The sequence below is a fragment of the Cytobacillus sp. Bva_UNVM-123 genome, assembly GCF_046351715.2.
Classification (GTDB): Bacteria; Bacillota; Bacilli; order Bacillales; family Cytobacillaceae; genus Cytobacillus.
This window is the reverse complement of the sequence record NZ_CM177772.1, coordinates 871,288-887,214: the sequence shown is the minus strand read 5'-3', so window position 1 is coordinate 887,214 and position 15,927 is coordinate 871,288. Positions and strand designations below refer to the sequence as shown.

The window sequence follows — 15,927 nt, the reverse complement described above, 5'->3', positions numbered from 1 at the left end:
TAATTACTCTCCTAACTATAATCGGCATTCACCAAAAAGACAAGATTTTTTTCTACCTTTTTCGTTTAAGCTTCGGGATATGGGTTAGAAATCTTGTCCCAATTAATTGTCAGATTGCTATAATGATAAAAAAAGGAATGGTGTCTTTATGGATCGATATACCGTTATTTTTTTATGGATTTTTGCCATTGTTTCTCTATCAACCTTTATCATTTACGTCGTTTATCGGCTTTCTGTTTTAAACCGCAAAATAAATCTTCTTCTCAACCATTTTAATATTAAAGATGAAAATGAATTAATTTCAAATCTTGAAGAATCAAAGGAACAAAAGAATACTTCTTCTTCGTGATTCCCTTATTTTAAATAGTACCAATCTTTTTCGGTTGCAAGTATGTTTTGGAGCTTAAAGTAACCTATTTTTAGCGTGCTTCTTTTTGGCTTAACGATGGTCTCTTCCTTTTTCTTTGAGACCACTCCAGGTACCAATTTACTTAACCGTGGTCTCATTCTCTCACTTTGAGACACTCAACACACTAATTTACCTTTACCATGGTCTCTTTCTCTCGCTTTGAGACCACTCAACACACTAATTTACCTTGACCATGGGCTCATTCACTCGCTTTGAGACCACCCAACACACTAATTTACCTTTACCACGGTCTCATTCCCTCGCTTTGAGACCACACAAGACACTAATTTACCTTTACCACGGTCTCATTCTCTCGCTTTGAGACCACCCAACACTCTAATTTACCTTTACCACGGTCTCATTCCCTTTCTTTGAGACCACCCAACACACTAATTCACCTTTACCACGGTCTCATTCTCTCACTTTGAAACCACTCAACACACCAATTTACCTTAACCATGGTCTCATTCACTCCTTACAAGACCACTCACTCACCACTTTTTATTTCATGACGCTCCCTCCTTCCCACACCGACACGGTCCGCAATTTCCCACGATAAAAAACACATCATTATTTCATCTCCTCCATCAAAAGTCGTAGAAAAGTTCAAGCTTTTCTACGAGGGAAAAACTGTAAGTCATCTATATACTTTAGTTATCAAGGATAAAAGGAGAGAAAACAAATGAAGAATAAAGTTGTGATGATTACAGGAGCGTCTAGAGGTTTAGGAAGGGCATTGACATTGGCTTTTGCGAAGGAAGGGGCAAGGCTCTCGATTTGTGCGAGGTCTGAAGAAGGTCTTCTAAAGGTGAAGAAAGAAGCTGAGGCGCTGGGAGCGGAAGTGCTGGCTATAGCCGCTGATGTAGCGAACTCACGGGATGTCGAGCGATTCGTTGCGACAACGGAGAAGGCGTATGGATTTATTGATGTTTTAATCAACAATGCTTCGATATTGGGACCAAGTCCGATGCCTATGCTTCTCGACTATCCTGAAGAGGATTTTATCGATGTGATGAGAATCAACGTCTTTTCGACATTTTTAGTGACGAGAAGAGTGATTCCTGGCATGCTTGAGCGAAACGAAGGTTCCATTATTAATGTGACATCTGAAGCGGGCCATACAGGCTATGCGGGATGGGGCGCATACGGCATTTCCAAGTTTGCTGTTGAAGGACTTACCGAAACTTGGGCAGATGAATTAAGTCATACGAATGTACGAGTAAACATGGTTGATCCAGGTGAAATGGACACAGACATGCATAAATTAGCCGTCCCTGATTGTGATTATTCTTTAGCTAAGCCTGAGGATGTTGTAGATATCTTTTTATATTTAGCCTCGGCTAAGTCTGAATCGATTAACGGGCAGCGTTTTGAGGCTCAGTCAGAAGGTGAGTCATAATGGCCATTAAAGCATTGGATTTTTATCTTCCTGATGAATTAAATGCTACCCACCCTCCTGAAAAAAGAGGTGTAAGAAGAGATCACGTTCGAATGATGGTACTCAATCGCACAACAGGGGACATTCGTCATGACCGATTCAATCACTTAATGAATTATCTCGAACCTGGGGATTTAGTCATTTTGAATAATAGTCGAACAATCCCTGCCGTTTTAAAAGGGAAATGGTTAAGAAGACTAGAACAATTGGCACCACAAGTGGAAGTTCGTTTGGCAAGACGCTTAAATGAGGATACATGGGAGGCATTAATCGTTGCAGCCCATGTTCAAACTGGAGATACCCTACAATTTTCACCAGACTTTTCTGCCACTATCATCGAAAACAATGGCCCTTCACCATTAAAAACAATTCAGTTTTCGAAAAGAGGAACCGATTTATTCAATATTATCTATAATCTTGGCGAACCGATTCGCTATGAATATATTCATCATCCTTGGGCATTAGATTATTATCAAACCGTATTTGCCAGTCATCCGGGTTCAGTTGAAATGCCGTCGGCTGGTCGAGCTTTTAGCTGGGAACTGCTATTTACGCTCACGCAAAAAGGCGTTCAATTCGACTATATTCAATTGCATACTGGGCTAAGTTATTTACTCGATGATGAGCTTGAACAATCACCAGAAGAGAATCATGAGGAGTATCATATTTCTGAGAACACAATGGAGAAGATTCTTAAGACGAAAGCTGCTGGAAATAGAGTAATTGCTGCCGGAACAACCGTTGTTCGCGCGCTTGAAAGTGCAGCTCAAAATAATACACTTTCAGGGATGACAAACCTTTATATTCATCAACAGTATCCTTTAAAAATCGTTGACGGAATCATTACCGGCTTTCATGAACCGAAAGCAAGCCACTTAGATATGCTGTCAGCCTTTGTTTCTGAAGAGCACTTACAAAAAGCATATGATGAAGCTATTCAATCACGCTATTTATGGCATGAATTCGGGGACATGAATTTAATTGTATCTCACTATTAACTCGCAGGTCGACTAAGAACGCCACGTCCTGTGGCAACGTCGACACTAATACGTCCTGTATGTCGTAAGACTCCCACTTCAAGGGTGCGAGGAACAAAGCAGCATAAGTGGGAGATCAACTGTCAGTAAAGGTCCGATTGGTTCAACTAACAATCAATGGGGATGAGGCAGACTAAGAACGCGACGTCCTATCGCTAATCTGTACTAACACATCCTGTGCGTCAAAAAACCCCCACTGATTGAAGTTTCACTTTATAGGAGGGTCTCACATGCGTATTCATCATTATGCAATTGAAGTTGATGATCTAGAGGAAGCCATTATTTTTTACAAAAATCTTCTCGGTTTAGAGATTGAAAGCCAGTTTGCTTTTATGAATGAGGAAATCACATTTCTAGCCTCGGACAATTTCAGGCTTGAATTAATCGCAACCACAGAAAACGTTAAAACAACTCATATCTGTTTCGAGGTTGATAATCTTCTTGATGTGGTTCACCTGATGGATCGTAATCGCAAGCTCGAGGGGCCATATAAGCTGCAAAATGGCTGGGAAACTGTTTTTTATAAGGGGCCTAATCAAGAAATCATCGAGTTCCTTAAGATTGGAAATAAGTTATAATAACAATAAATACGAAGTCCGTGGAGGAGAACAGGCATGTCTGAAGAGGCTAAATATGAAGAATTAACCATTTTAAAAGAAATTGCCGAGCTCCTGAACGAAGGAACAGACACAACTAATATTCTCTCTGGTGTTTTGAAAAAGCTTCTTCATGTGACAGGTTTGCATACTGGCTGGATTTTTTTAATCGATGAAAATGGCTCGCATCAGCTTGTTGCGGATGTCGCTCTGCCTCCTGCTTTAGCTAATGACAATAAGCGGAGAATGTGCCAAGGAGATTGCTGGTGCGTAAATAAATACAAAAAGCAAAAATTGCATAAGGCTACAAATATTATCGAATGTAAACGAATTGAAGATGCGATGTTAGAAAATGCTGGGGATACTTGTGGGCTGACTCATCATGCTACCGTTCCGCTCCGTGCTGGACAGGAACGGTTCGGCATCTTAAATGTCGGTTCACCAAACAAGACACATTTTCAGAAGAATGAGCTCGCTTTGCTTGAAGCAGTTGCTTACCAAATTGGAACAGCATTGAAGAGAATCAAGTTAACCCGAGTAGAACAGGAGACTGCACTCGTTGCTGAAAGAAATCGCCTCGCAAAGGATCTCCATGATTCTGTTAACCAACTCTTATTTTCTCTTAGCCTTACAGCTAGAGCAGGTGTTGAAATGACACCTGACGATGAGGTTAAACATACGTTCAGCTATATTCAAGATTTAGCTCAGCAGGCACTTGGAGAAATGAGAGCATTAATATGGCAATTGAAGCCACTTGGACTAGAAAATGGTTTAGTAAGTGCATTGAGAAGCTATGCTGAAATGCTCGGACTATGCATAGAAACGAAGGTATCCGGAGCTACCAATGTTCCTGGAAAAGTAGAGGAAGCTTTGTGGCGAATCGGGCAAGAAGCTCTAGCCAACTGTAAAAAGCATTCCGATACAACAGAAGTGGCTTTAACATTTCACGCTGACAAAGATGAAGTAGTGATGAGCATTAAGGATACAGGCTGCGGTTTCCATTATGAAGAAAATCCTTCTATTCTTTCATTAGGTTTAAGGAATATGAAAACACGTACAGAAGCATTGCATGGTCAATTTCAGTTAACAAGTGGGCTTGGAAGCGGGACAGAAATTCAAATTCAGATTCCGCTTTAGGCTTTAAAGTATATTTGTTTGAATGTTGGAAATCAAAATCCAAATTCAGCTCTAAGGGGGAATAGTTCGTGACTATACGCGTATTAATCGTAGATGACCATCATGTTGTAAGAAAAGGGCTTGTCCTCTTTCTTCGAACCCAAAAGGATCTCGATATTGTTGGGGAAGCTGCAAATGGGAAGGAAGCTGTAGAGCTTGCTGAATCACTAAAGCCTGATATTATTCTGATGGATTTAGTCATGCCTGAAATGGATGGAATCGAGGCGACAAAAATAATCAAAAAGGAACATCCTTATATAAAAATTATGATGTTAACGAGCTTTTCCGATCAAGATCATGTGATTCCTGCACTTGAAGCAGGTGCCTCCGGATTCCAGTTAAAAGATATCCAGCCTGATGAGCTTGTAAATTCCATGAAGAAAATGATGAGAGGAGAAAATGATCTTCATCCGAAAGCAACTTCTCACCTATTAAATAATTTGTCCAATAAAGGAAAACAAGGGAAGAAGGCAACAGAGGAACTAACCAAAAGAGAGCTTGATGTGTTAAAAGAAATTGCCAAAGGAAAAAGCAATAAAGAAATCGCTTCCTCCCTGTTTATCACCGAAAAAACGGTTAAAACTCATGTATCCAACATACTAGCAAAGCTTGAGCTCGCCGACCGCACACAGGCTGCTCTATATGCGGTAAAAAATCAGTTAGTTGACTAAAGGAAATCGAACTCTTCAGTTATACTTATAATAATGTCCCCCAAAAGAAGTAATTAAGCTGGATGATGGAGGCAAAACACCCGAACAAGTTAATGCTGAAATATTTTCAGCTTAACAAGAAACGAATGAATATCCACTCAAAATTCACAGAAAATTCCACAGAGGAATCTTTAACAAAAAAGACTTCTCATCATTATCATTCATTTATTAATTCAGTATCACCATCAACCTTTCAATCCACTTTATATTTTCTGCTTTATTTTGATACAGCTTGTATCTATAATGAAACTATAAACAATCCATGCTGAGGTATTATTCCATACAGAAATATTCGCCCCAAAAGGGTAGAGAGGAGAATAACGAATGAACAGTGAGTTAAAAATGATGCTTGAATCTATATTAAAGGAAGGTTTGCGGCCAATAGAAAAAAGATTTGACAGTATTGACAACAGATTTGACGGTATTGACAACAGATTTAATAGTATTGAAAAAAGGTTAGGAGCTATTGAGATGCGCCAGGATGGTATGAAAGAGGAGATTTCAGCCATCCGCTACAATCAAGAAGTAACGAATGCTACATTAAAATCCTTGTCAGAAGATGTTAACTACATTAAAGGCGATGTAAGCCTCCTCAAAGAAAATCAAGAACGCCAGGAAAAAATACTTCAAACACTTTCATTCCGTTCAATTGAACAAGAAACAGAATTACGTGAATTAAAGAGAATTAAGTAATCCCCAAAAGAAAATTTTAACACAAATGGACTTTGTTACTAACCACTTTTTACCTGATGTTCATTTAAGTTTAGTGTTTCTGAGATCAAAAAAACGGCACCCTTATACGGATGCTGGTTATATCAATATTCCATTACTCTAACTATTTCGGACTTCCATTTTTTAAAAATCAATAATACCCATAGAAAAATGAAAAGGTTTTTCTAATTTTATCAAACCTATATGTTTTATAATGTTTTTGAAAATCTACATGAAATTAACAATCCCACCCTTTTTAGATACCAAACTCGTTATAATACTATTTTTGTGCAAAAAATTTATGCTGTTCACGAAGAATTGAATGCACAATATGAATAGATTCCCATTCACCCGAAGATAATCGTGTTATTGGATATTTTTTCGGAAACATTGCAGAAGTAATATGTTCAGGCGTTTTCCCTTCATCAAACATCCTTAATATTTCTCCTTGCAGGTTAAGGAGATAATCCAGCTTTCGCTTTAGAGCTGTGCGCCCATTATCCAAGTAACCTGCATGACTGCAAAAAACATCTTCAAAATCATACGTTAACACTTTCTTTAATGATTCAATAATGGTCGGGATGCTTTCCTCCCGGAGAATAACCTTTGTCCTCTCTTGACAATAAAGATCGCCAGTGAAAAGCTGACCTGTCCCCTCATTTAGAAAAGCAAGATGATCGATGGCATGCCCTGGGGTTTTGATTACTTTCCATGCCGCATTTGAAGAGGTTACTGTTTCACCGATTGCGGCTGCTTGGAACGGTCTACGCTTGCCCCAGAACAACTGACGATACAATGGATAATCCGCCTTCTTCTTGCAATTGTCGATCATAATTTCACTCATAAAAAGCGGTAATTTCAGATCTTTCTGTAAAAACGCTGCACACCCTGTATGGTCTTCATGAAAATGTGTGATTAAGACTTGATCAATGTCTAGTTGCTTATAAAAAGGTTTAAATTCTTTCTCTAAAGTTTTAGCTCCAGTATCAATGAGGACACCATCAATAAAAAAACTATACACATTTAATTTTACATTTTTAAAAGAAATGGTTCCGTTGCCCATCAGAACTCCATTTATCGTTTTTTCTTCAAAATCCTTCTTAAGTAGCATGGATTATCCCTCCTTCACTATTCTCTGTTTTTATTGATTTTATCATAAAATGAATGAACATTCACTCAATTATTACCTATGGATTACATGTTTCTCCATTAAAATGAGCCCATTGAACTTTCCCCTAAAGTTTAAAATATTCTCACTACAAAAATAAAAATACCACAGCCGAAAAGACTGTGGTAAAAATGTCAAAAAACATTGATTTAAGTACAAAAACATGGTAAATTTATATAGATGCATATCTTTATTATTATAGTGTATATTTATCCCTATTTTAATTATACACTATAGATTCCTTTTGAGTCAACCCCCATTTTTCATTTTTTTTAAAAGGAGTGCTTGATATGAACAGAGAACTTCGGCAGGAGCAAGAACGATTAGACAGCGTCATAGAGACCATTACAACGGAAATTGACAAGCTGGAAGACGAGACTGGCAAGCGACGTAAAGAAGTGGTCCATATTCGTAAACACTTTTGGGATGACGTCAAGGTTAATATCGACACTTTTGACGATTATTTGGAGACGATTATTGGCTTAAGACAACAGGCTCAAGACTTAAGCGTCAGCCAAAGCACCCACAGACATGCGTACAATCGGCTATCTGCCCTGCGAAGAATGCATGAAGTTCCTTATTTCGGACGAATTGATTTCACGGAAGAAGGAACTTCTACTAAGGAACAAATCTATATCGGCGTCTCCACACTTACAGATTCAAGCGGAGAAAACTTCTTGATCTATGACTGGCGGGCTCCGGTCTCAAGTGTCTACTACGATTACCCGCCAGGACCAGCAGAATACACTACGCCAGGAGGAGTGATTAGCGGTAAGCTGGAGAAAAAGTGGCAATACTTAATCCGCAACGGCGTTATGGAATCGATGTTCGATACGAGTCTCACGATTGGAGACGAGATTTTACAGCAGGTACTTGGCAAAGGAACAGACAAACATATGCACAGCATTGTGGCTACCATTCAGAGGGAGCAAAACCAGATCATCCGCCATGATCGTGGGAGGCTGCTCATTGTTCAAGGTGCGGCTGGCAGTGGCAAAACATCTGCTGCCATGCAGAGAATTGCCTACTTGCTCTACAAATATCGTGAATGGTTAAAAGCCGATCAAATCATTCTGTTTTCGCCTAATACAATGTTTAATAGCTACGTATCCAATGTATTGCCTGAACTAGGTGAAGAAAATATGCAACAGGTTACATTTCAGGAGTACTTATACCATCGGCTAGGCAATGCATTTTACGTCGAGGATCCTTACGAGCAACTGGAATATGTGTTAACTCAAACGGACGACCTGTCTTATCAGACTAGATTAGCAGGCCTCCGCTTCAAGGCCTCAACCCATTTTTTCAAAACGATTAAAGCTTACAGACAGTCTCTTGAGTTATCAGGTATGCTATTCAAAGGAATTAAATTCAGAGGAAGACCGATTGTCACCGCCCAACAAATCACAGAAAGGTTTTACACGATTGACACCTCACTCCGCTTTCACAACAGAATTGAAAAGCTGAAAGAATGGCTGAATGAGCGAATAAATGAAACCGAAAAACTCGAGCTGAACAAGCCTTGGGTAGAGGATGAAATCGAGTTGCTCAGTAAAGAAGAATATCAAAAGGCTTATTCCCAATTACAGAAAAAACGAGGCTTTTCGGAAGATTCGTTTGGAGATTATGAAAGAGAAAGTAGATGGCTCGGGCGGATGATTTTACGAAAGAAGTTGAAGCCATTGCGCAAATGGATTCGAGCACTTCATTTCATCGACATTACGGGAATATACCAGCAGCTTTTCACTGATCCAGAGCGAATGAATCCATGGATTGACGGGAACAAGCCTGAGGAATGGGAGGATATTTGTCAGTTAACACTGAAAGTGCTAGGTGATGGAAAACTGCTCTATGAAAATGCTACTCCGTTTTTATTTTTGAAAGAGCTGATTCAAGGGTTTCAGACAAACAGCTCAATCAGACACGTGCTTGTAGACGAAGCGCAAGATTATTCTCCGTTTCAATTCGAGTTTTTGAAACGTTTGTTTCCTTCAGCAAAAATGACTGTGCTTGGGGACTTTAACCAAGCGATATTTGCCCATGCTAGTGAAATGGCTGATTTCTATACTCTTACAAGCTTATATGGAGCGGATGAAACAGATACAATCAGCTTGACACGCAGCTACAGATCAACAAAACCGATCACTGAATTTACACGCAAACTTGTACCTGGTGGCGAACAGATTCACACTTTTGAACGTGAAGGTGAAATGCCTGTACTCACACAACTATCCGATCATACCGAATTGCACCACGCCATTTCTTCCAAAATAAAAGACTTGCAAAAGGGACAGTATCATACGATCGCCATCATATGCAAATCAGCTGCAGAAAGCACTGCCGCATACGACGCCTTGAGCCGTTTCGATGAAATAAAGCTTGTGAAGAGGGACTCGATTGAATTTGAGCAAGGGGTTGTCGTCATACCAGCGTATTTGGCGAAAGGAATCGAATTCGATGCCGTCATCATATATGACGCCTCGGCTCAAAGTTACGGTGATGAAAGCTTACGAAGATTGTTTTACACTGCCTGTACTAGAGCTATGCACTACTTGCAGCTATACAGTGTAGGCGAACCGAGCCCCTTTTTGCGCAATGCTGCACCAGAGAGGTTATCGCAGATTAACGGGCAGTAGGACCCCCACTTCAAGTAATAGAGGGAAATAAAAATTTCTAAGTGGGAATCAACTGCCCGTAAAAGCCCGACGACGGACAGGATGTCCTAGTCAGGCAAAGCCACAGGACGTGCGCTTTGAGTGTGATTAGTGAAATAAGACTTTTCTTTGGGCTTCAGCCCTTAGAAAAGTCAATCAGGCTCGGTGTGACTAACAATCAGTGGGGGATGAAGAAAACCCCCACTGATTGAGCTTCACTTCACCGGTGGCCATTTTAGATATAACTAGATAATGAGTGATGGAAATAGTGTCTCCTAAAATCAGACGCCATTGTGAATGAACAGAAAAAATAAGCCATCATATACAAGTAATTAGTCAATGCTTGTATATGATGGTATTTTTTTTGCAAAAGGAGCACGTCGTTTATACTCTGTTAAGGAATCATTAATTTATTTTTCCTTAAAAACCTCATTATAATTTCTTAATTTTGAAGGCAGTTTTTTCTTCTTTAAGTACTTCTCGTTAAGAACAATCACTTTCCCGTTTTCAGCAGGTTCGTATTTTCGATAAACTGAGTTATATTTTTCAAAAGCACGGTGCCCTAAAAAATAAATCGGCAGGCACATGAATAGGAGGAGGACGAATTGCAATAGATAATTGAATTCCTTGCCAGCTACATAAATCATCATAACTGCTTGCGCCCCATAAGAAACCATTAAAATAATAATCACATTACATATATGAAAAGCGAGCACGTCTTTTTTTTCGCCAAACATTCGCTCTAGCTCGTTCTTGAAAAAAAGTGTAATAAATACGGATATCATAATGACAATAAGGGAAACAAAATATGTAAGAAACATGTACATCTTTTACACCCCCGAACCACATATATATCCCCATTATAACGAATCAATGGGAATAGTTAAAAATTTTGATTCCGAAACACAATATTGATTAACATTTATATCATTTTAATAATCCCATTGCAATATAATCATTTTTCACAGTAAATGACAGAATTTAATAGGGTTAAGGCGTTGTCGAATCGTGCATGGCAATTTACGCTCTACATGTTGGCTGTTTTTTCTATTAGAAGCTGTTCTATCGGACACTTTATCCCTGTGCACTCGCTGATTTGTCCATTAGAACCCTTCTATTAACCATTTTTCCCCTGAGCACTCGCCAGTTTGTCCGTTAGAACCATCCTATTGGATACTTTTTCCCAGTACACTCGCCAGTTTGTCTATTAGAACCTTCTATTGACCATTTTTCCCCCTGTGCACTCCCCTGTTTGTCCGTTAGAACCATCCTATTGACCATTTTTCTCCTGTACATTCACAGGTTTGTTCATTAGAACCTTCTATTGGCCATTTTTCCCCCAGTACACTCGCCAGTTTGTCTATTAGAACCTTCTATTGACCATTTTTCCCCCTGCGCACTCCCCTATTTGTCCATTAAAACCAACCTCCTTCTGTAACTTCTGCTACGCATCCAACAAAAAAAGACTCCCAGCATCAACATTCGTTAATGTGAAAGTCTTTTTATTTTACCCAGGTGGGACAAAGTTCCTGTCTCTGTGCCTCGGAGATAAATTACATGTGAAATGAAAGTGTATACCGATCTTAACGATATGTACGAAAATACCAGTTTTTTACAAATTTCAAGTGCAGCCTCTTTATTGGGAATTTACCATTTTTACATTTAATTTCTTAAAAAATTACTACATCCTGTCAGTAGGATTTTTTAATTCGTCTACAGTCAAATTATTGTACTTCTTTTATAATTTTCATCATTAATCTCCAGTTGAATTTTGGTTTAAATAAATTTTTAATCCCTTGTTTAAAGGTCTCATTATTTTTCTTAAACCATCTTTTCATTACTAAAGAAATGAATCCTAGAATAATTGCCATTGTGATTAACACTATGACTATTCCTACTAAAATTACTTTACGTAAATCAGAACTTGAAAAATAGTTACCTGCATTATATTTATCAATTACATTATCAATAAAAATAAATTCAAATCCAAATGGAATTAAATTTAATGCTAGTAAAATTGTACTAAGAATACAACCTGAGAAAAAGATTTTTACTAACCATTTTGATATTGTTGATGTTGGAAAGTAACGGGAATACAAATAAACAGCGGCAAGACAACCAATAAGTATTGCGAAATATATCGGGAGAACAGGTAATATAAAATACATCGCTTTGTTTATCGTCGCGAATAAAAATAGTCCTATAGCAAAAAATACTGCTAAATGTATAAGAAGTATTGCTAAAAGCGTATTGAATATGTATTTTTTAATCTTAGGATCCGTTCCAGTTTGAATTGTTGCTGCAACTTGATTATTGCTATCGCCAAGTCTAGCTCCACATTTATCACAAAATATAGATCCTACTGTAAGCTCATTTCCACATTGACTACAAAAATTTTGTTCCATTATTTCCCCCTAATTCTAATAATTCAAAAATTAATCGCTAGAAACCGTTTAAATAAACTAGCATGTGTATTAAAATTTTTTATCTAGTTTAGGCGTAGAATTCAAGCCATAATATGATGCCTATAATAATAGCAGCTGGTAGCCCGATAAATACAAGTAATATTACCCCTGCAAGTTTAAAGCTTTCTCTTTGTTTTTCTTTCTGTGCTTCATTACCAAATAACCAGATCGCTATGATAACTATAATATCTCTTATAATAATTCCCATTTACATACTCCGCATTTGTATTAAATTATTTATTTCAAAAACACATGATAATTCCTAATCTGACAGAATGTACCTTATACAGGAAATATCTACTAGTTCTATTGTAATATAAATTAGAGGTTTTGGATATGAATTATTTCATACACATCGTATCGTCATACTAATGCATACAGAGGACTTTTTTCTTTTTAAGCACAAAAAAGTTGATCAAATCCCTTAAATCAAGGATCAATCAACTTTTTAAATATTTCTATTTTTTATTTTAATGAGTTATTGACGCTGAACTTTTATGAAACGCTTGAATACCATCAAGACAGCGATTAACGAATCAATCGCAAATAACTATGTCAAAACTTTGAAATTACGAAACCCTTAGAGAATAGCCTTAACAATGATAGTGGACTTTTATGTCGAAGAATCAACTTTGTACCAATCACCTTTGACTGTAATTTGTAAATTATCTATAACTTTGCTCTTCATATTAATGTTTGGATTTAGTGAAATAGTCCCGTTCTGAGACAATTTATTTACTTTTGACCTTGAAATGCCAAAAATTTCTGCTATTAATTTATCTATTCTAAGACCAAAATCATATTTATAGCAAAGTCTAATAGTAACCTCGTTAGATAATGAATCGAGCTTTTCTTTTCTTAATTCGTATCGTATATCTGTATTTACATCATTACATAGTTTTCTTAATTTGTTGATTTGAAAAGCATAGTACCAGATTGTCTCTTTATCATTATTCATAAACTTTTGAATTAACATAGAGTCAATTTTATTAATATTTACTCTCGATAAAATAGGGTAATTCCAAGTTCCCTCACAATGTATACAGTTATAAATAAGCCAAATATCAACTATTTTCTGATTCGCATTTACCCTGAATTTTTCACTACAATAAAATTCTGTGTTCGTTTTACATTTACTACAATTTCTTTTTATATAAGGTGTTTCCTGAGCAATGATCTCATAAGTAAATATATTATTAAAACTCATAACCTGTTCCTCCTATTTTTTCAGAGGAACGCAAAAAAAAAAACGGTTGAATGGAGAAAGACTTCCCAATTAAAAAAGCAGAATACCCTTATAGGTATCCCGCTGGAATTAAAACAACTGACTATCCTGCGTTCCCTGTAATGGCTAAAAATAGGCACACTTCTCCCGTCACTGAACAATAATGTTCAAAAAAGAAATGTACTATTTAGTTATTTAACCATTACAAAGATGTTGGCAAATCCAATTCCACCTTCCATATTTCTCTATATTTAGTATACCATTATTATGTTTTATAGCAATAATTACCATTGTTTTTAATAATAATTCTGGAACATTACTGTTAGCCTGCTCTCCCATTCTACTCGAAAGATTCCTACTTGGGATTACTGATGTTAGCAAAATTAAATTCAGAGCTGACACCTCACACTTTGAACCATACTCATACATTGTTACTTGAAAAAGCGATAGAGGCTTAGAGGATTGATTAGGTCACTGTGATGTTGAAACTACTAAGAACGTTTATCTGCATTTACGAAAGAAATGAATAAAAAGACTTCTCATAAATTTGCTCAATTAGTGAGAAGTAAGCTGCGCTGTTAAAAAACTGAAGCTGTCTCAATTATCTTTTGAGACAGCTCCTTTTTATAATAGGATATGCAATTTCGCATTCAGCATCGGCATTAACAAGCAACTTTGATCGTTACTGTATTTACAAATGCCTGTTATGCTTTTCGAGGTGTTCCTTCAGCATTTGATACAACTGCATCGATTTGGATTAAAGCGTCTTTAGGTAAAGCTGATACGCCAACTGTTCTTCTTGCAGGAGTACCGCCTGGGAAGAATGTTTTGTAAGCTTCGTCTACAGCATCCATATCTTCAATATTTTTAACGAAGATATTCACTTTAACGACATCTTCCATAACGTGGTCGATGCTTTCTACAATTGCCTTGATATTTTTCAAGCACTGTTCAGCCTGCTCTTTTACACCACCAGCTACCAATTGGCCAGTTTTTGGATCCAACGGCAATTGAGCTGAAAGGTGATTGTAATGAGAAAACGCAACAGTTTGTGTAGATAGTGAACACTTTGGTGCATCTTCAGTGTTGTTTGCCCAGATAACGATTCCATGTCTGTCTTCAATAGCTTGTGGAGGTGTTCCATCTCCGTGTGACACCACTGCTTCAATTTGTACTAAAGCATCCATAGGTAATGCTGAAGCTGCAACTACTGTACGTGCAGGGACATAGGCTACAGCTCTCGCGATAGCTGAGTCTGGGAAAAATGTTGAATAAACTTCATTTACAGCTTCAGTATCAGACAAGTCTTTAAGGAAAATATTGATTTTAACAATATCATCAAAAGGAACGTCGATACTTTCTAAAATCGCCTTGATATTTTTCAAGCATTGTCCAGCCTGCTCTTTTACACCGCCAACTACCAATCTACCTGTTTTCGGATCGATAGGTAATTGAGCTGAAAGATTATTGTAATGAGAGAAAGAAACAGTTTGTGTAGATAGAGCACTTGTTGGTGCATTTGTCGTGTTATTTGTAAGCTTAATAAGGTCGCCTGCTTGTGGTGCGTTTGGAATTGTACCTTCACCGTTTGTAACAAGTGCTTCAACTTGCACCAAAGCGTCCATAGGTAAGGCTGCCACTGCAACTGTCGTGCGTGTAGGAACATACGTTGGGAAGAATGTTTTATAAACTTCATCTACAGCGTCAACATCTTGGATATCCTTAACGAATACAGTGATTCTAACAACATCGCTCATAACATGATCGATGCTTTCTACAATTGCCTTAATATTTTTAAAGCATTGTTCAGCCTGCTCTTTTACACCACCAGCTACCAATTTACCTGTTTTCGGTTCGATAGGTAATTGAGCTGAAAGATTATTGTAATGAGAGAAAGCTACAGTTTGTGAATATAGACCATTACCGTTTGGAGCATTTTCTGTATTTCTTGCTAATACTGCGTTATATCCGCTCATGAAAGTATTCCCCTTTTAGTTAAATTTTTTAATGGATATATGTATAAACTCATGTTTCGCACCGAAAAAACCGGTCTAACCATTAAAAATGATTTGTTCTGTAAAAATGCAAGGATTATTAAATAGCTAAACCTTGCAACTTTAACTATAAAATATAGGGCATTGCAGGCGAATAAAACTGTAAGGAGATACATTGCAAAAAGATTAAATTATAAGAAATATCCGTATAAATTATATAAAAATACCAGTATTGGTCATTTGCAATATGGGAGTTTAGGTTTATTTCAGATTCGGTTTTACCTATATCTGCTTTTTAAATGAAACCAGAAAGAGTTGAGATCAAATTCTTTGAAAACACTTTA

14 protein-coding genes are annotated in these 15,927 nt (G+C 37.4%); 8 read left to right on the top strand and 6 right to left on the bottom strand.

Features of this window, described 5'->3' with window-relative positions; translation table 11 throughout:
- The first annotated feature begins 148 nt into the window (after positions 1-148).
- The 7 genes from KDN24_RS04405 to KDN24_RS04375 all read left to right on the top strand — a co-directional run bounded on the left by KDN24_RS04405 (position 149) and on the right by KDN24_RS04375 (position 6,059).
- Positions 149-349, top strand: a complete 201-nt coding sequence (locus KDN24_RS04405) for a hypothetical protein (protein WP_409970902.1) — start codon at positions 149-151, stop codon at positions 347-349.
- Positions 350-1,091: 742 nt separating this feature from the next.
- Entirely contained in the window at positions 1,092-1,808 is a 717-nt protein-coding gene (locus tag KDN24_RS04400) for an SDR family NAD(P)-dependent oxidoreductase (RefSeq protein ID WP_491348319.1), read from the top strand.
- Positions 1,808-2,845, top strand: a complete 1,038-nt coding sequence (locus KDN24_RS04395; protein ID WP_409970900.1) for an S-adenosylmethionine:tRNA ribosyltransferase-isomerase — start codon at positions 1,808-1,810, stop codon at positions 2,843-2,845. The genes KDN24_RS04400 and KDN24_RS04395 overlap by 1 nt, the downstream gene beginning before the upstream one ends.
- 269 nt (positions 2,846-3,114) lie before the next feature.
- Entirely contained in the window at positions 3,115-3,462 is a 348-nt protein-coding gene (locus tag KDN24_RS04390) for a VOC family protein (protein WP_409970899.1), read from the top strand.
- Positions 3,463-3,498: 36 nt separating this feature from the next.
- Complete coding sequence (locus tag KDN24_RS04385) at positions 3,499-4,617, top strand: GAF domain-containing sensor histidine kinase (protein ID WP_409970898.1); 1,119 nt, start codon at positions 3,499-3,501, stop codon at positions 4,615-4,617.
- A 68-nt stretch (positions 4,618-4,685) separates the two neighbouring features.
- Positions 4,686-5,327, top strand: a complete 642-nt coding sequence (locus tag KDN24_RS04380; RefSeq protein WP_409970897.1) for a response regulator — start codon at positions 4,686-4,688, stop codon at positions 5,325-5,327.
- Between the two features lie 363 nt (positions 5,328-5,690).
- Positions 5,691-6,059, top strand: a complete 369-nt coding sequence (locus KDN24_RS04375; protein ID WP_409970896.1) for a hypothetical protein — start codon at positions 5,691-5,693, stop codon at positions 6,057-6,059.
- Positions 6,060-6,357: 298 nt separating this feature from the next.
- Here KDN24_RS04375 and KDN24_RS04370 read toward each other — a convergent pair whose 3' ends face one another.
- Positions 6,358-7,188, bottom strand: a complete 831-nt coding sequence (locus tag KDN24_RS04370) for an MBL fold metallo-hydrolase (protein ID WP_409970895.1) — start codon at positions 7,186-7,188, stop codon at positions 6,358-6,360.
- A gap of 347 nt (positions 7,189-7,535) precedes the next feature.
- Here KDN24_RS04370 and helD point away from each other — a divergent pair, with 347 nt between their 5' ends.
- Complete coding sequence (gene helD, locus KDN24_RS04365) at positions 7,536-9,881, top strand: RNA polymerase recycling motor HelD (RefSeq protein WP_409970894.1); 2,346 nt, start codon at positions 7,536-7,538, stop codon at positions 9,879-9,881.
- A 428-nt stretch (positions 9,882-10,309) separates the two neighbouring features.
- On the opposite strand, the gene KDN24_RS04360 is transcribed toward helD, so the two are convergent.
- The 5 genes from KDN24_RS04360 to KDN24_RS04340 form a co-directional block, all read right to left on the bottom strand.
- The gene (locus tag KDN24_RS04360) at positions 10,310-10,726 is read right to left on the bottom strand and encodes a hypothetical protein (protein ID WP_491348318.1); all 417 of its coding nucleotides are present in this window, start codon (positions 10,724-10,726) and stop codon (positions 10,310-10,312) included.
- Between the two features lie 897 nt (positions 10,727-11,623).
- A complete protein-coding gene (locus KDN24_RS04355; RefSeq protein ID WP_409970892.1) occupies positions 11,624-12,304 on the bottom strand; it encodes a zinc ribbon domain-containing protein in 681 nt (226 codons plus the stop codon).
- Between the two features lie 88 nt (positions 12,305-12,392).
- Positions 12,393-12,572 carry a hypothetical protein gene (locus tag KDN24_RS04350; protein ID WP_409970891.1) on the bottom strand — a complete coding sequence of 60 codons (180 nt, stop codon included), beginning with the start codon at positions 12,570-12,572 and terminating at the stop codon, positions 12,393-12,395.
- 405 nt (positions 12,573-12,977) lie between these two features.
- Entirely contained in the window at positions 12,978-13,571 is a 594-nt protein-coding gene (locus KDN24_RS04345; RefSeq protein WP_409970890.1) for a DUF1062 domain-containing protein, read from the bottom strand.
- Positions 13,572-14,293: 722 nt separating this feature from the next.
- Positions 14,294-15,565 carry a RidA family protein gene (locus KDN24_RS04340; RefSeq protein WP_491348317.1) on the bottom strand — a complete coding sequence of 424 codons (1,272 nt, stop codon included), beginning with the start codon at positions 15,563-15,565 and terminating at the stop codon, positions 14,294-14,296.
- Positions 15,566-15,927: the final 362 nt, after the last annotated feature.